The 17197-nt window shown below is 49.6% G+C and carries 12 protein-coding genes; 8 read left to right on the top strand and 4 right to left on the bottom strand.

Features of this window, described 5'->3' with window-relative positions; genetic code table 11:
• Nucleotides 1-27 precede the first annotated feature (27 nt).
• The 4 genes from AAK988_RS10735 to AAK988_RS10750 form a co-directional block, all read right to left on the bottom strand.
• A complete protein-coding gene (locus AAK988_RS10735) occupies nt 28-1128 on the bottom strand; it encodes an O-antigen ligase family protein (protein WP_369872624.1) in 1101 nt (366 codons plus the stop codon).
• Nucleotides 1129-1373: 245 nt separating this feature from the next.
• Nucleotides 1374-1862 (bottom strand): acyltransferase, encoded by a 489-nt coding sequence (locus tag AAK988_RS10740; protein ID WP_369872623.1) that lies wholly within the window; start codon nt 1860-1862, stop codon nt 1374-1376.
• Nucleotides 1859-2947, bottom strand: coding sequence for a glycosyltransferase (locus AAK988_RS10745; RefSeq protein ID WP_369872622.1), 1089 nt, complete (start codon nt 2945-2947; stop codon nt 1859-1861). The genes AAK988_RS10740 and AAK988_RS10745 overlap by 4 nt, the downstream gene beginning before the upstream one ends.
• Nucleotides 2948-2984: 37 nt before the next feature.
• Complete coding sequence (locus AAK988_RS10750; protein ID WP_369872621.1) at nt 2985-4022, bottom strand: glycosyltransferase family 2 protein; 1038 nt, start codon at nt 4020-4022, stop codon at nt 2985-2987.
• Between the two features lie 486 nt (nt 4023-4508).
• On the opposite strand from AAK988_RS10750, the gene AAK988_RS10755 reads away from it, so the two are divergent.
• The 8 genes from AAK988_RS10755 to AAK988_RS10790 form a co-directional block, all read left to right on the top strand.
• A complete protein-coding gene (locus tag AAK988_RS10755; protein WP_369872620.1) occupies nt 4509-5537 on the top strand; it encodes an NAD-dependent epimerase/dehydratase family protein in 1029 nt (342 codons plus the stop codon).
• Nucleotides 5538-5548: 11 nt separating this feature from the next.
• Nucleotides 5549-6640: a YveK family protein gene (locus AAK988_RS10760; protein ID WP_369872619.1), complete on the top strand. Its 1092-nt coding sequence runs from the start codon at nt 5549-5551 to the stop codon at nt 6638-6640.
• A 462-nt stretch (nt 6641-7102) separates the two neighbouring features.
• On the top strand, nt 7103-7519 hold the full coding sequence (locus AAK988_RS10765) for an SGNH/GDSL hydrolase family protein (protein WP_369872618.1): 417 nt from the start codon (nt 7103-7105) through the stop codon (nt 7517-7519).
• A 193-nt stretch (nt 7520-7712) separates the two neighbouring features.
• Entirely contained in the window at nt 7713-10349 is a 2637-nt protein-coding gene (locus AAK988_RS10770; RefSeq protein WP_369872617.1) for a bifunctional glycosyltransferase/CDP-glycerol:glycerophosphate glycerophosphotransferase, read from the top strand.
• Nucleotides 10350-10362: 13 nt separating this feature from the next.
• On the top strand, nt 10363-11715 hold the full coding sequence (locus AAK988_RS10775) for an O-antigen ligase family protein (protein ID WP_369872616.1): 1353 nt from the start codon (nt 10363-10365) through the stop codon (nt 11713-11715).
• 4 nt (nt 11716-11719) lie between these two features.
• A complete protein-coding gene (locus tag AAK988_RS10780; protein ID WP_369872615.1) occupies nt 11720-13879 on the top strand; it encodes a glycosyltransferase in 2160 nt (719 codons plus the stop codon).
• Nucleotides 13879-15141 (top strand): DHHW family protein, encoded by a 1263-nt coding sequence (locus AAK988_RS10785; protein WP_369880742.1) that lies wholly within the window; start codon nt 13879-13881, stop codon nt 15139-15141. The genes AAK988_RS10780 and AAK988_RS10785 overlap by 1 nt, the downstream gene beginning before the upstream one ends.
• Nucleotides 15142-15317: 176 nt before the next feature.
• Nucleotides 15318-17197, top strand: a 1880-nt coding sequence (locus AAK988_RS10790; protein ID WP_369880743.1) for an N-acetylmuramoyl-L-alanine amidase, incomplete at its 3' end; no start/stop codon positions are given.

Raw genomic sequence — 17197 nt, forward strand, 5'->3', positions numbered from 1 at the left:
TAAATACTTTCATGTCGTCGAATATTGCTAAAGGCACGCCTCGACTTTATCGGTGCGTGTAACCCCTGTCGATTCACTTGTTCTATTTGGCCGGTAAAGTCGGACAAAAACGAATGCAACCAACACGGGAAAATATGTCATCACAATACTAGAGTATGTAACAGTAGTCCAATCGGCAACGAAAAATGCAGCAAGTGAAGCAACTATCACTTTTGCAAAAACATTTCCATTGAAACTGTCTCGCAGGGCAACGAAAAAAAGATACAGGCAGGGAGCATAAAATATAGTCAGGCCCACTATGCCGTAGTTGCACAACAGCTCAACGTAATTGCAGTGACTGTATGCGTAACCGTAAGAGGAGATTGACGCAAAGTATCTTTCGCCACCCCCAAAAAGTGGATAGTCTAGGAAGGCGGTCAACCCTTCTTTTATCATCCCGCTCCTGGAATCAGTTGAACGTGAATAGTGCCCTGGACCTATCCCAAAAATCTGGTAAAAAGCATCCTCCAAACGTTCCCCTAGCACGTTATAGAGCTGTGGGGTTCCGAAAACAAGGAGGCATGCAAGCGCAATCATCCCAATAAGGGCTAAATTGGCTAGAGCTTTGCTTTTCGCCATACGTTGGATTAAGATGAGGTCAGCCGCAATAAATACAAGGGCTCCCTTCGATCCGGTTAACAAGATGGCAACGCATACAGCAGAGAATAAAGTGACGGATCCTATGGATCCTTTTCTCATCACCCAAAAGGCCAGAAAGACCGAAAGCCCCCCCAAGCTTCTTCCTGCGGTATTTACGTTTCCGCTCAGGGAATCGCCCAGTCTAGTGCTACTCCCAAAAAAGCTGTACTCCCGAGCAGCAATTACAATCAGAACCGAAAGGGCGACAAATGAGAGCGTCGTAAAAAGGCCTTCTAACCCTTTGGATGATCGCGCAATTCCGCACAAGGAAAAGTATACTGCTATACCTGAAGCGCAATTAAAAATCATCGCGTCCCAATTGTAGTCTCCATACCGGGGAAACAAGACGCCATATGTTGTAAACATCAGATAGATTAACGCCAACCAGCAAACGCATGGCTCGAAAACAACTCTCCTGCTTCGAAGGATTTCCTCCAAAACGCTTAGCATTTCGGCGATTATCCCCACACATGATAGTGCCAAAAAAACTAGCTTTGTAGACTCAGTGTAAAAGCAGATACTTGCTATCAATAGCAAAGCCAGGTTAACCTGGTGAAATGCCGGAGAAGACAGAAAGCTGCTATTGTTGGTTTCTGTTAGCAAATTGATTCTCACCCACCAGATGCATAACTCTTTCGTTTGAGTGCTGCCGAGCGCAAGCATTCCAAGCAATCGCACCACGCATTTAGAATGCCCTATCTTTGACGAATGCGTAAATCTTGATGGGCGATGACTACTGAGTTAGGGGGAATGGATTTCGATAGAACCGCACCTGCCCCAATCACGCTTCCTGCTCCTATCCGAACGCCAGCCAATACAACTACATTTGCGCCAAGCCAACAATTGTCTTCAATAATGATTGTCCCCAGCTTTAACCCCTGTTCTGAAATCGGCTGATCTTTCTTCTCGAAAATGTGATTATGATCGTACAGCCGAACACTCTCACCAAACATAACATCGTCGCCAATTACTATTCTATCGTTACAGTTAATCGAACAATAGTTATTCATGAAGACATTTCGCCCGATTTCAAGAGCAACTGGTCTGTGGCTATGGATGTTGATGACGACGTTGCGCCTCATTTGAACATGACCCTTCCAGGCAATTTTCTTTCCGTAGACGAGCTTGAACTTTGCAATGCGCAAGAAAGAGCACACCTTTTCGAGGTAGTCAAACACCATCATAGATTTCCTTTCGTTGGATCGGCGTCAAACGCATACTCTTTCAAAAAGGATTCCCACATAAATAGAATACGTTCGGTGGAATGCCTGCCCCTTATCTTGCGAGCCTGCTCGCTCAGGCTATTCGCAAGCTCGTCTTCGGCGAGCAACCTAATCATTGCCGAAGCCAGTTCGTCGGGCGAATCGTTGGCAACTACAAGTCCGTCTACATTGTTGTTGACCAACGCTGCTACTGATCCCAGCGGCCTGTAATCTGTAGTAATGCAAGGACAGCCAACCGCCATTGCCTCTAGCAGCACATTGGGCATTCCTTCGTAACTCGATGACAGGACAAACATCGAAGAAGAGGTCATGAGGCGAAGGACAGACCCTCCTGGAGGCGATATCGCAACCGACCCTTCCAGGCCGTAATCCTTAACTGCATTCTTTAATTCGCATTCAAGGGAGCCCGAGCCTATGATGCTTAAAAAAGCAGAATCAATCTTTTTCTTTACCAGAGAAAAAGCCTTGATGAGCATGAGCTGATTCTTTTGCGGTTCTAACCGACCCACATTCAAAATGACGGGACGGCAATTCTGGGGTTTTGTCCAAACCTCAGAATCGGGAACAAACAGAAAATTAGGGATTATGGCTGACCGGTTTTGCACTCTGGGCGGAAAAAAGGATTGGGCTTCTCTCGTCTGAAAAACAAATGCAGCCGTGCGTCCAAAGGCAAGCTTTCGAACTAGGCTAAGTACTCCCTGGTACTCCTTATCTGCCGGATCACCGCGCTCTGAATAGACGATAGACCCGCGTATTCTCTTAGGTAAAACAGCACAAAAGAAAGCCGACTGGAGCCAGTAATTTATGACTACATCAGGACGAATATTGAACAAGACTTTGCTTAATCCTGCGAATCTGGCCAAGATGGATCTGCGATTTTGTTCTCTCCCGGAAACATCGTGAATGGTCACTCGAGAATCAATTGGATAGAAAGAGTTGTTTGAGGCTAGGATAACAAGGTGAACATCGTATCCGATAGAAGCCAGCGCGTTTGCAACTGCAACTATCTGTCGTTCGGCCCCTCCGGCCCCATGAAGATACGCCACGCAGGCAATAGTCTTTCGCTGTCGCCCTCCGTTCATTTTACACTCTCACCTTTCGAAAAACGGAAACCATAGCCTCTGCAAAAGGATAGTTCAAAACAAATAACGTCATTAGCACTTTTCGCAAACACGACATCGGGGACGATAGCAGGAGAAAATAGTTTTGTCTCAGCTCTCGCCTGAATCTTTCAACTACCTCCTTCTTTTGGATAGAGGGATCGTCTATACCGTAGTAAGCGACCTTGCTCAAGAGGGAAAAGGCCGTCCGTGCCTCTTTCTGCATTCCCAATCTCGCAATTTCATGCCCCTCAGTGCTAGAAAGATCACGCAAAATTCGAGCTGCTTCGTACAAATCGAAGTCTTCTTTGACCAAACCGCCCCGTGTGGTGCTGCTGCCTATTTGCCAGTAGAAATAGTCCTGAGCCTCAATTACTGCATACAGGTGGGCGTGTCTCAGTGCCTCGTATTTAAAGTCAATGTCCTCGTTCCTTTTGCCCTCTCGAAAAGTCAAGCCTTCTAAGACGGCTCGTTTAAACAGACAGGTGCATACCGAATAGCTCCCTCCCGTCATACCGTCGTGCAAATATCGCTCAAGGATGCTTTTATCCCGATAGAGCGAAACTGGTCCGATATCGCTTAGATGTGCCTCTCTCTCGCTTGTGAGCCTTAGGCACCCTGTCTGAACAACATCAGCTCCGGTCTCCTCGATCGCCTTTGCAAATCTTCTATACATTTCGGGCGAGACCCAGTCATCGCTATCGACAAAACCGATATAATCACCGTGAATAGAGGATAAGCCTTCGTTTCTGGCGGATCCTTGGCCGCCGTTTTCCTTATGGATGCATTTGACGTTGGGATAGCTCTTTGCATATTCGTCGCAGATCGCACCAGAGGTGTCTGTGGAGCCATCGTCTACCAGCATAATTTCAATGGCAGGGTAAGTCTGGGACAAAAGGCTGTCAATGCATCTTTTCAAGTACTGTGAAGTGTTATAAACGGGAATGATTACACTGATTAGTCCTATACTGCTTCCATTTTCCATCGGGCTATTCAGAGAAAAGCGCACTACGTCGTTCATAAGCAACAGACCTTCCATTCCAGTGCTTAGACTAACCACCAGGTTTCAATTCAGTGGTTCGCAATCGTATGCGGCATTCGGTGCGCATTCCGATTCTCCGTATGGCTGGCGAACCAAACCGCCAATAGCGATATGCTGTGTTTAAAATACTACCACACATGCTCCGAGTACCATTCTTAAAGCGACAGTGTGCGAATAGCTTTAGTCGAAGGGTGGCTGCGGGGTCAGAGCGATCGGGATCAGTGCGTTTTACGAGTCTCGACAAGCAGCGTGCAAGCGTTTCTGATCGCGCTGATACTGCAGGCATCGCTGTCGCTTCGGTGCTTATTCCAGAATATGGCGTGATGAGGGCTGCGCTGACAGCTGTTTTCTCCTATACTGTCCAAGGAATGACGTTTTCTTCATGCAAATCAAGGAAACCGGCGTGACTGCGATTGAGGTTCGCAATGGGTCTAGCGCCACGAAGGCACGTGTGTTGAAGTAGGTGTGATCGATTTGAAAGAGATTCTTGTAACAGGGGCTGCGGGGTTCATCGGCGGCTTTCTTTGTAAAAAGCTGGTAGAGGATACCGACTGCCATATTGTCGGCGTTGATAACATGAACGATTACTACGATCCGTCAATTAAACAGGATCGCTTGAGCATGATAAGAGACTCGGATCGCTCTGGTCAGTTCGATTTTATTGTAGGTGACATTTCGGATATGTCTTCAATGCAGCGTATATTCGAGTCGCATACTTTTGATGTGGTTGTAAATCTAGCTGCCCAGGCTGGGGTGAGGTACTCCATACAGAACCCATCGGCGTATATTGAATCTAATCTGGTGGGTTTTTTCAATGTGCTGGAAATGTGCCGAAATTATCCAGTGGAGCATCTGGTATTTGCAAGCTCTAGTTCGGTCTATGGCTCAAACGAGAAGGTCCCCTATTCGGTGTCTGACAGGACGGATTCCCCGGTATCTCTATATGCGGCGACGAAGAAGTCTAATGAGCTTATGGCCCATGCGTATTCCAAGTTGTATGATATTCCATGTACAGGGTTGAGGTTTTTCACGGTGTATGGGCCTATGGGGCGACCGGATATGGCCTACTTTAAGTTCGCGGACAAAATCGCCAACGGTGAGCCAATTCAGATTTACAATATGGGCAATCTCCAGCGAGACTTTACCTATATTGATGACGTGGTAGAGGGTATCATCGACGTTATGAATCAGCCTCCTATACGCAATATGGACGGTGTGCCATTCAAGGTCTACAACATTGGCAATAGTAATCCTGAGCCTCTTATGCGCTTTGTGGATGTTCTTGAGGAAGTTCTGATTGACGAAGGTGTTGCAGAAAAGGCGACTGCTCATGAGCTTCTCCCCATGCAGCCGGGAGACGTGTACAAAACCTTTGCCGATGTGAGCGAGCTTGAAAAAGACTTTGGCTTTCGTCCGGCGACTCGTCTTGAAGAGGGTTTGCGTGCTTTTGCGCAGTGGTACGTATCATACCTCGGGCAGAAAAATGCTGAGTAAGGAAAGATGCTATGACGCTACGAGATGTTCTTAAGATCCTAAAGCATTATTCTGTTAATGCCGTTGCAGTTATCTGCGTGTGTGTTTTTGCTGCCGTGGGGTATTACCTTACCTCTGCTGATTTCTGGAATCCATACAGCGCCAAGACCAGTATTGTGACATCCGAGCCAACAGGCGTGCTGTCCTCATCGGGCGTGCAGAGTCTTCTTGAGTCTGTTGCTCGAGATACGGTGGCCGATGTGGACTACGATCCAGACTTGATTTCGCTGACGAGCGATGCGAATAGCCAAGAGATTGTTTTTTCCGTTCGAGGGCCGGGTGCTGCTGAGGCGCTGGAGATCGCGAACGGTCTCGTAGATACGACTACAGAGTCGGCGAGGGCGACTTTGCGGGGTATTGCTGATAGCTATCAAGCGGGGGTTGCGGAAAGCGAGTCGCTAATTGGTGGTGATCCCACGGAATTTGCCCCTGGCGTTTCAACAGCCGATCGCATTGCTGCGCTCAATTCAGTTTATATCTCAGTGACTAATGCGTTCATGGCGGAAGACACTCGAATCAAAGGGTTTTTCAAATTTTGTTTAGTAGGTGTTTTGGGTGGAGCAGTTGCAGCAATATGTGTCGTTGTGCTCTTGGACTCTCTTAAGCGACCGATAAGGGACGCGCAGGAAGCTCGTGAAGTCGCAAAAGTTCCCATATTGAGCACGAACGATCGCGCCAATTTCGCTGAGCGAATGCTCATGGATATTCAGTTTTTGATGCCTGATGGGCTCGAGAGTGTGTGCCTCCTGTCTCTAGGCTCCAAGCAGGATGTCTTGGATGCATTGCATCATTCTCTTTCGGCGGGTATCTCATGCTCTGTTGCGGACTCTGATGAAGGAGCGCAAGATGGAATTCAAAGATTGTCATGGGGGGGAGTGGTGGTGAATATTTGTCCCTCGATTTCATGTTGTACGGAGAGCGCAAGAATTGCCAATAGCTGTGATGCGACGGTGATCGCGGTGCGCTTGTGGTCTGACAGCGTGGACAGCCTTAAAAAGGAGCTTCAGGAGCTCGATGTGGCGCGGGCCAATTTGGTTGGACTAATAATTCTAGGTTCGGAGTAGTGTGGGTCGTTTATCGAGCGCAGGCTACGAGATCTGCGTGTGATATAGAGAGACGAGAGAGTTGGTGGCGAAGAAATGAGGGCAGCGATTGGGATTTTGCTCTCAGCGGCAGTTGCGATGGGGGGTATTTCGTTTCATTGAATGTTGCCCAGGGGGGACGAAGTTGTTAATTCGTCGGCGGAAACGAAATCTCGGGGGCGTTGGTACAACAGCGTCGACCTCCAGAATTGTGATTTTGCTAAAGAGCTGGTAGGGGAGACGGTGGTATGCGTGGGAGATTCGTGGGCTGCTGGCACCGTTACGGATGGCGTCTTGTCGAGCACCTCTGATGAGACGTCGTAGTGGTGGTATTTGGGGCGCGATCTTTCTCTTGAAAATGTAATTCACAAGGGTGTTGGTGGAGCGGGGTGGGCACACCATGGTGGCATAGCTCCTGGGCAGAACTTCAATGACGAGCTGACTATGTTGGCTGAAGACATGACGCCAGAAGAGCGGAGCGATGTTGGTCTGATAATAATTGCGGGAGGAATTAACGATGTAGCTTCAAATCAGACAGCGGAAGGTGTGCTGCGGGGAGTTGGAGACTGTCTCGACACTCGCGATCGTTTTTTCCCTGACGCTGAAGTCCATTTGTTTCCGATGCCTTGGCCTGCTGGTGTGCCTTATACGGATCAGGCAGCTGTTTTGGAGAGCTCTATCATCGGTTTTGCTGGCCTGTGGGGCGGGTCTGTGACCGCGCATGAGGGAGGCCGTCAATGGCTTGGCGGGAATCTGATGTGGGGAGGAGACGCAATGCATCCCAATTCTGCGGGCATGCGCGCATTTGCTCGCTCGATGGCGTGTGAGCTAATGGCTGGACGGGAGGTTGATCGAAAGTAGTTTTTAAATGCTCAGGATTACCAGTGCGGCATGGCGGGAGCTTTAGGTCGCGCCCAAGAAGGATCGTAGCTTTTGTAGCGCGTGTGTTGTCGGGGCGATTCCTTTCTCGGCACACCCGATAAGTCCATGCTCTGTGTTTTACAATAGACGAGACTGTCATTAGCTAATGCGATTTGTATATAAGGGGTGCTGGATGCTTGCGCGCGTGAAAAGAGTGACCCGGGATCGGATTTCTGAGAAAAACTTGTACAAGATTAAACGAATAAAGGATTTGGTTGGATACAAGGTGTCGGCAAATTCCTACAACCCTGTTTCCTCCTACGCAATTGTAGCGCCTGTGTACAACGTGTCTCCGTACCTAGAAGACTTTTTAAAAAGCGTTATTGGCCAGTCGATCAAGAGAGATCGACTCCAGCTAATTATGGTTGACGATGGCTCTACCGATGAGTCACCGTCCATCATTAGAGCATGGCAGCAGCGATACCCTGAATTGATCCAATATGTAAGAAAGGAAAATGGAGGGCTGCCGTCGGCTCGAAATGCGGGTATGCCGTTCGTCGAGGCAGATTGGGTGACCTTTGCTGATCCGGATGATTTTTTGCCTGCCGATTACTTCGAAAAGATAGACAAAGTGATTGCTGCACGCCCAGAGCTGATGCTACTGGGCATCAAGGAGGTGTTCTATAACGAGAGAACGCGCACCGTGGTCGACAATCATCCCCTTAAAAACAGGTTTGAAAAGGGCAATCGTTTTTACCGATTCGACGATGAGGAGCATTTGCCAATTATAGAATCGGCTAATAGGAGTCTATACCGAATGGAGGAAATCCGTCGGCAGAATTTGACGGCCGACGAAAGAATAAAGCCTTCGTTTGAAGATGGCCATTTCACGAATAAATATATTTTAGGACTTGAGCACGGAAGCATTGGATTTCTAAGAAACCCGATTTACTACTACAGAAAGAGAGAAGCGGCGAACTCCCTGTTGGACACCTCGTGGTCGAAGCCAGAGAAAGTTCTCAATCAGACCAAGCTGGGCTATTTGGACTTGCTGAGGTTTGCCAAAGAGGCAAAAGGTTACGTTCCAGAGAACATACAAATTACTGTTATGTATGACCTGGCATGGTACCTGCGATATTACGTTGATCATCCTGAGCGTTCCGCTTTTCTTTCTTCGGACGAAGTTGATGAAGCTTACGGGATCATGAGTGATGTGTTTTCGTACATTGATCAAGGCGTGATTTTCAGTAGGCACAATAATCGTATGGGGTTTGAGCATAAGAACGCATGGGTGCAAGGTTTCAAGCATGAGCGTCCCCTCAAACAACGTGTCTATTTAAGAAGAGTCGATCAGCGGAGCCGGCTTCTGCACTTTATTGCGTTTTCCGATGACGTTACGTACTCTCTTTCGGGTGTCCGCTATGCGCCCAATGAGATTAAGGCCACCTCGCACTCCTACCTTGGTCGAGAACTGTATCGGTCGTACGAAGTGTACTTGGCCTACAACAATCTCGATGAGGAATTGGAGCTGTTGTTCGGAAATGCCGCGCAAGTGGAAATAGACGTCCGAGGCAAGGTGTTCGAGAATGGCGCTAAGCTGAAGGATATAGTGGATCATTATGCGGAGAAATGGCCCCTATACATGCCTCAAGAAGACATCTGGATTGTCATGGATCGAGATACCCAAGCGGATGACAACGGGGAGCACTTCTATAGGTACTTGAAGAAGCATCATCCCGAGCAAAAGGCTCTTTTCGCTCTTCGAAAAACAAGTAAGGATTGGCAGAGGCTGAAAAAAGAAGGTTTCGAGCTGCTTGACTTTGGTTCGAAGGGGCATGAAGAGATTCTGAAGAGATGCTCCACAATTATTAGCAGTCATCTTGATAATTATGTAACTTCTTATTATAATGACCAGTTCTGTTTGACCAAAGATATCATCTGCCTTCAACACGGCATTCTTCGAAGCGACCTGTCTAGCTGGTTTAATACCAAAAGGGAGGTCAACCTGTTTATCACTTCGACTGAATTTGAGTATGATTCCATTGTTGCGGACGGGAGCAGCTACATTCAAAGCTCCCGAGAAGTGGCTCTGACGGGTCTTCCGCGGCACGATGCGCTTTTGAAAAAGGCGGAAACGAAAGAACCCGGGGAGCATATGGTGCTCATTATGCCCACCTGGCGCAAAGGATTGATGGGTGACGCGAAGGATCATAGCAACGAGCGCGCCGTCAATCCAGAGTTTTCTCGTTCCCCCTATTGCAAGCACTGGGAGGATGTGTTGCGCAGCGATGTTGTCGGCGATTTGATAAAAGCAGGAGTGCGTGTTGTCTTCTTCCCCCACGCGAACATAGCTGAGTATGTTGATGCTGGATTGTTTTCAGTTCCCGATGGCATCGAGTATGGACATAATGGCGATGGCGCGTCTATCCAGGACTATTTAGCAAACGCCTCTCTTTTCATTACCGACTACTCTTCCGCCTCGTTCGATGCAGCCTATGTTGGCTGCCCCTGCATTTACTACCAATTCGATCAGGAGGAGTATTTCTCTACAGGCCATCATTCTGTACGTGGCTATTTCGACGACGAGCGAGACGGTTTCGGCCCTGTCGTAACCAATGGCGAGGATCTCGACAGAGAGGTTCGCGACGTTTGGGCTCGCAATTTCATCCTGGAACCTTTATATGCGCAAAGAGGCGAATCAACATTCAAATTCAGAGATGGTCGTTGCTGCGAGAGGGTCTATAGGGCGATTACCTCACTGCACGACCCAGTGCCCCTCGTTCAATTGTCTTCTGCGCTGAAGGGTGATACGGCATTGGAGGCAAATTGACGGGAATGGCGCAATGGGCATAAGTTTTGCAACGAGTCGTGTTGGTGAGCGAAAAATTAACCTTCGTGTTGTTTTTGCAATTGCTGCTTTGCTGGCTCCTGCTTTTCGCCCACGTTTTGTGTATCAAGTTGGTGGCGAAGAGGCGCTTGTGGCATCGCAGATATATCTGTGCATTGCCACCGTGCTAGCATGCGCATATTTTGTTGCCAGTTCACGCAAGCTGCCTTTTTCGATCTGGGCTCTTGTGGCTCTGGTCGCCATTGTTTTTCTCTCAACGGCCGCGAATGGAGGGGATTTGCGCTTTTGGCTTGATGCGTGGCTGCCTTGCATTTTGGTTGTGATGGTTGCGCTTGGTTTCCGTAGGGCTGAGTTACTCTATTCGGTCTTCTTCGTAACAGTGCTGCTGTGCATGGTCAATCTCGCGTCTATGATCATCTGGCCTCAAGGCATGCTGGCGCCGTCTATCTTTTTTTACGGAAACAGAAATGCTGTATACCAGATTGTTTTCCCGTGCACGCTGTGTGCCTTTTGCATTGATGTGCTGGTCGGGCGGAGATTTCCAATCTGGGGTATTTTTGCCACGAGTCTTTCTTTGGGGCAATTGGTGCTCGGTGGTTCAAAAACAAGCACAGTGGCATATGTGTTCCTCCTTATTTTCTGCATTGTTGCAGCCAGGCGAAAGATCGGAGCTGCCGTTTCGCTCTTGTTGCCTGTGGGAGCGTCGTTCTTGGGGACTCTGCTGGTGGTTATAATGAGGGTTCAAGAGCACTTTGGTTTTTTGCTGCAGGCTGTGTTTGGGAAGCGGGTTGACTTATCGGGAAGAGCTCCTCTTTGGGATGTCGTTTTCTCGCTGCTTGACTCCGACCATATCATGTACGGTCGAGGCGTGTCTGGACACGATCTTTTGATTGTTGACGGGTTTCATCTCTATTACACCCATAATATGTACCTTGAGTTAATTTTCGTGTCCGGAGTACTCGGCTTGGCTGCCTTTCTTCTCGCTGTTGCGTTGCTTACAAGGCGGATGAAGCGTTCCAGGAAGAGCCTTGAGCTGTCGTTGAGCGCTGCGACGGTAGGGGCATATTTCATAATAGGGATAACAGAATCTATGTTTTCTTCCTCGTTCTTTCTGGCGTTTGCGATAGCCGTTGTATTTTGCACAAGTGACTGGAACGTGCGTATGGCGCGATTTGTGCGAGGTCGTTTAGTTTTGGCGGCGGAAGGAGTTCCTAAAGATGCGAAAAGAGGGGTACGAATTGGGGACATGTCCTTTGTGGAGAATCGGCATGAGTTTGTGGGTGCATGTGGCGAAAGGCTAAACTTAGACGCAATGACAATAGCGTTTTTTACGGATTGTAAGGAATAAGAAAATGCAAAACGAATCGTCGGTTGGCGACAGCTTGGGCAGCCCGCTGGTGTCTGTCATCGTTCCCGTTAGAAATGCGGGTCTTTACCTTGACGAATGTATAGACAGCATCGAGAAGCAGACTATGAGCGACTGGGAACTCGTCGCAATCAACGATTCTTCGACGGATAATTCATTGGAGATTCTCGAACGACGCGCTGTCCTCGATTCTCGTATTAGCATATATCAGCATTGCGGTAATGCGGGAACGGCCCGAAACGAGGGAATGGATCATGCGGCGGGGAAGTACTTCATTTTCTTAGATGCCGATGATTTCTTTGAGCCCGAAATGCTCCAGGAGGCTGTAAGCAGAGCTGAGGAGCATGTAACCGATATCGTTATGTTCGGTGGTCGAAGGTACGACAATCAGACGGGCGAGCTGTTCGAGAACTTTGACTTTCTCCGCATGCATCTGGCTCCTTCTGGGGTGTTCTCTCGAAGCGACGTGCCAGAGACGCTGTTTCGCATTACTTATCCAGGACCGTGTACGAAACTTTTCAGGGCCGATTTCATTCGCCAGCATGGCCTAAGATTTCAATCGCTGACAAATGCTGAAGATTTGAGCTTCACTTTGTCCGCAGTTGCCCTTGCGGAAAGGCTTCTAGCGTTCGGAGGCGATTATTTGCGTTATCGTGTTAATACGGGTAAGAGTACGGAAGACACAAAGAAGAAAGATCCCCTCTGCTTTCTTGAAGCGCTTTTTCAGTTGCAGGAAACACTGGAAGAGAAAGATTTGTGGCCAGAACTGAAGAAGGCTTTCGGCGAGCAGTTCTTGAGCACGGTGCGCTATAACTTGGATACTGTAGGCGATTATGGTGCCCTGGTCGAGATTATCAACGTTCTGGCCTCTGACCGCTGTGCGGGACTCGAGTTGTACGGGCATGAGCAGGATTGGTATGTCACCAAATACGGGTATGAGTGTTCGCGATATATAGAATCTGCAATTGCTCAGCTGAAAACGCAATCAATGGAGCACGAGCGACCGCTTGGGCTAGATGCCTCCTTCCGTTGCGTGAAGCCAGCGCAGTTGGATGGGTCTCCCTTCGCTTCAATTGTTGTCCCAGTTTTCGATACTGAAGATTATCTGGGCGAGGCCCTGGATTCTCTTTCGGGGCAGACTTTCAATGCGATAGAGATTATCTGCGTAGATGATGGCTCTCGCGACAACTCGTTGCTGGTCGCCTTGGAGCGAGCTGAAAATGATCCAAGAATTTCTGTATATTCGCAGCGTAATCTTGGATTGAGCCGAGCTCGAAATGCCGGAATCGAAGTTGCCGCTGGCGAGTATGTCGTGTTTTTGGATAGCGATGACTTGCTGGAAGACCGAGCTTGCGAGCTTCTCCACGCTGCAGCTCGAGGAAATGCTCCGGACATGATTATGTTCAATGCGCAAGCTTTTTACGAGAATGACGCTCTTTCCGAGCGCTACCCAGGCTACAAGGATTATTATCTACGATCGGGCGAGTATGGCGGTGTTTACAAGGGTTCCGATCTGCTATGCGAAATGGTTGAAAACGACGATTACCGCCCTGCGGCTTGGCTGTCTGCTGCGAGAAGAGACTTTCTGAGGTCGAATGAGATCGGATTCCACCCGGGCATCCTGCATGAGGATAACGCCTTTTCCTATCAGGCGCTCGTTGCTGCTCGAGCTGTCGTATTCATCGACGAGATCCTTTACAAGCGTCGTATCCGCCAGGACTCTATCGTGACGCGAGACAAGACATTCGCTCATGTGTATGGCTACTACGCTTGTTGCCTGGACATGACTGAAGTCTTTTTTGCAGCCCGGAAAGAGCTGGAGGGAACTTTTGCCTCGACGCCGCCTTTTCTTGTTCTCCATTGTGCTCGAAAAGATTTTGGCTCGTTGCCCGAGTACGAAAAGGGTGGATTGCTCGTAATGAGGCCAGCCGACTCCAAAGCTTTCCTGAAGGCGATGGATGTTGAGCAGAGCTTCGATAGGCAGAAGAAGGCAGCGGAAAGTGCGAGACGCCGTGCCAATGACTTGGAGAGAAAGCTCAAGAAGGCAGAAGCGGCCAATAAAAGACTTAAGAATAGCCGATCTTATAAAATCGGGCGTTTCGCTACAGCGCCGCTGCGGTTGGTGAAGAGAAAGCTTGCTAAGTAATGGTTGCGAAATCCATGGGCTTTGCGAGAGGTGTGGTTTTCGCATCGATAATATGCCTTTTCCTGTGCGGTCCTGTTTCTTTGATGCTCTGCGAAAGAGTAGATGTGCCATTGCCGAAATGGCTTACTACAGAAGATTCAAGATATCTTTCGGGCGGGGTTGAAAAAGTCGACCTCGCGGGATCTCTTTCTGTTGAAGGCTTCCTCGATGGGCGCCTGCAGAGGGCGATTGAGACAACGGTAGGCAATTTCATCCCGGCAAAAGCTGAAGCCTTGCTTGGCAATGCGAGGCTTCAGCGATCGGCGATCTGTCTATCTGAAAGAATGTTTGGTTGGGGTGTTTACCCCTCGTATTATGGATCAAGTTTTTTGATGGTGCCCGACTCCCAGCGCTTGCTTTCGATGCCAGAAAAAAGCAACGGGGAAGTTTTCGAGTTGTGCGATCGCATTGCAACCGGGATAGACGATCTTGCGAATATGCATCCGGAGCAACGTTTCTTTGTGTATTTTGCAATGGATTCCCCCTATCTCAACGACTCTCCTGCAACGCGGCTTGTCTCTGACCCGCTTACGTATGATCAAATAGAGGAAGTGTTCAAACGCGATGCTCGGCGCTATACGTGGGTGAGCGGCGATTTGCCGTACGACGAATATAACGCAGGTTGGTACAAGACGGACCACCATTGGACCGTGGAAGGGGCGTACGAGGCATACTGCCACATTTCCGAAGCTATGGGATTTGCGCCAGTGCCTATCGAAGCGAAAGACTTTCAGCCATATGATGGCCTGCTGTTTTATGGCACGTTAGCAAGAAGAGGGCTGGTGGACGAATGGCCCGACGCAGTTATGGACACGGGAGCTGCGGATAAATACGTTAAATCGGTCTTTATTGATGGCGAGAAGGCCGATCTGCCATCTCTTCACGATCGTGCGACCTATTTGTCTGGCGAATGGAACCAGAATCGTTTTGCTAACCACTACAGCGAGCTGTTCCATACCGATTATGCCCTCATCGAAATAGAGGGCAACGAGCCGGAGACCAATGAAAGCCTATTGATCGTGTCGGACTCCTACACTAATTGCATGGAGGCGCTCTTTGCCGCTCGTTATAAGCATGTGTATATCATTGATTCGCGTTTTTGCGAGGAAAGCGTCTCTTCTTTCATTGATGAGCATACGGATGTTGCGGATGTGCTTTTCCTTATGAGGGAGGCGGAGTTTCTTTCGGAAGAGACCGAAAAGGCACTTGAGCTGTCCCGATGACTCTTGGTTAGTTGCCTCCCCGCTCCAATGTCGTTTTTGCTTTCTTGTGGGTTGAGTACCTGGTGAGCCATCTGCTTCCATGTTAGAATCCTGTCGCAATTGGAGGTTGACAGGTAGTTAATTTCTGAATTATTGGTTACCGTAACGAGGTGTAAACGCAGCAAAGGTAGGCAAGTATGGTGAAATCGCAAAGATTCGCTCTCTCCGAAAAGCTGTTGGCGTGTTCGCTGGCTGCTCTTCTCTGCTTTTCAACGGTGCCGTCGTTAGCTTTTGCTGATGATGGGGCAGATGCGGAAGAGCACGGTGCTGCTGTTTCGGGGTCTGTGGTCGAAGCCGAGTTGCCAGAGGTGGATAAAATTCTATCCAGTGATTCGGATAGCGGCACGACCTCTTCTGCGGAGCCCGATTCCTTAGGCGCGGACGATGAGTTGCCGATCGAAACAGTTGGAAGTGAGGCGGCGTCGATCGAGGGTGGTGTAGCTTTCGTTGACGAAGAAGTCCGCGCCGATTTGGAGGTACCCGAGGATGAGTCGGAAGGTGCGGATACTGGCTTCCATCCACAACCGCTTGTCGGCTTTGTTTATATCGACGAGGCGATGCAGATTGTTGGCGAGGTGCAGAACGTGGTGTTTGCGCTCTCCGACGATGATGTTGCGCTCGAGAGCGCGACGCTCAGGTATCTCACGCTAAGTGGCGAGAGGAGCGTAGAGGCCTGCGAATACGACGGTGGGGCAGCTCTATTCGAGATAACGAATCTTGAAGAAGGCAAATATCAGCTTCTGGCCGCGGAATACAAAATAGCTGGATGTGATGAGTTGTTCACTGAGAGGCTGGAAGGCGACACTTACGCTTTCGAGGTGCAAAGCTCATCGGATGCGAGGGGGATTGAAATTTCGGCACTTGCCTTAGACGGCCAAGGGGGTTTGGTGGAGGATGCCTCTACAAAAGAGGTGATAGAGGAGGCGGTCGACGGCTCGCTTGCCTCTCGGGCTGCGGCTCCGGTGGCTTTGCCTACATCCGCTTCCGCTTCAAGAGCGGCTTCTTATCCGGGCGTTGTGGTGGCTCTAGATGCTGGTCACGGGGGAAGCGACAGCGGCGCCACGGGCAATGGTCTTCTTGAGAAAAACCTTACGCTCTCTATTGCGAAGTACTGCCAGGCAGCTCTTCAGCGCAATGGCATTAGCGTGTTCATGACGCGTTCGACAGATGTATATGTTGGTCTTTCGGAACGAGTACAGAAAGCTGCTGCTGCTGGGGCCTCCGTGTTCGTGAGCTTGCATATCAATTCTGCCACTCCGGCAGCCTATGGGTGCGAAGTGTGGGTGCCGAACAGTAGCAGCTACAAGCACGACACCTATGTTGCAGGCAAAACGCTGGGCGAGAAGGTGATTGCGAAACTGGCGGCTCTGGGGCTCCATAATCGAGGGGTTAAACATCGCGACTCCGAAAACGGATCAAAGTATCCCGATGGTAGCGTTGCGGACTACTATTCGGTCATTAACGGCGCTCGCCAGCGAGGCATCCCTGGCATTATTGTTGAGCATGCGTTTATCTCGAACTCAGGCGACGCTCTCAAGATGCAGAGTGATACTTTTCTGAAAAGGCTTGGAGAAGCTGACGCTCAAGGCATTATCGAAGCCATCAATAGCGGAGTTATCAAAGGTGGGGGACAGCTTTACAACGACGGCCGCGGCTATCGATACAGGACGAGCAGTGGCGCTGATCTTAAAAATGACTGGGTGTCGGTAAATGGCTATCGATACTACATGGGGTCTGATGGTTACGCGCTGCGCTGGGAGCAGAGGATCGACGGGAAGGCCTACTACTTCGACGGCCAGTCCCGCATGACCAAGGGGTGGGTGACGTGGAAGGCCGACGGGTCCCGGACGTACTTCGGCTCCGACGGCGCGGCCCTCTCGGGGTGGCAGACCATCTCGGGGCAGCGCTACTACTTCAACCCCTCGACCTTCCGGAGCGCCCGCTGGGAGCAGAGGATCGACGGGAAGGCCTACTACTTCGACGGCCAGTCCCGCATGACCAAGGGGTGGGTGACGTG

The organism is Adlercreutzia muris (assembly GCF_041223505.1).
Lineage (GTDB): Bacteria > Actinomycetota > Coriobacteriia > Coriobacteriales > Eggerthellaceae > Adlercreutzia > Adlercreutzia muris.

What these genes read in the sequence shown, in the direction of transcription:
- AAK988_RS10735 (WP_369872624.1), bottom strand. Translation starts at nt 1,128, where the DNA reads ATGCTAAGCGTTTTGGAGGAAATCCTTCGAAGCAGGAGAGTTGTTTTC.
- AAK988_RS10740 (WP_369872623.1), bottom strand. Translation starts at nt 1,862, where the DNA reads ATGATGGTGTTTGACTACCTCGAAAAGGTGTGCTCTTTCTTGCGCATT.
- AAK988_RS10750 (WP_369872621.1), bottom strand. Translation starts at nt 4,022, where the DNA reads ATGAACGACGTAGTGCGCTTTTCTCTGAATAGCCCGATGGAAAATGGA.
- AAK988_RS10760 (WP_369872619.1), top strand. Translation starts at nt 5,549, where the DNA reads ATGACGCTACGAGATGTTCTTAAGATCCTAAAGCATTATTCTGTTAAT.
- AAK988_RS10765 (WP_369872618.1), top strand. Translation starts at nt 7,103, where the DNA reads ATGTTGGCTGAAGACATGACGCCAGAAGAGCGGAGCGATGTTGGTCTG.
- AAK988_RS10770 (WP_369872617.1), top strand. Translation starts at nt 7,713, where the DNA reads ATGCTTGCGCGCGTGAAAAGAGTGACCCGGGATCGGATTTCTGAGAAA.
- AAK988_RS10775 (WP_369872616.1), top strand. Translation starts at nt 10,363, where the DNA reads ATGGGCATAAGTTTTGCAACGAGTCGTGTTGGTGAGCGAAAAATTAAC.
- AAK988_RS10780 (WP_369872615.1), top strand. Translation starts at nt 11,720, where the DNA reads ATGCAAAACGAATCGTCGGTTGGCGACAGCTTGGGCAGCCCGCTGGTG.
- AAK988_RS10785 (WP_369880742.1), top strand. Translation starts at nt 13,879, where the DNA reads ATGGTTGCGAAATCCATGGGCTTTGCGAGAGGTGTGGTTTTCGCATCG.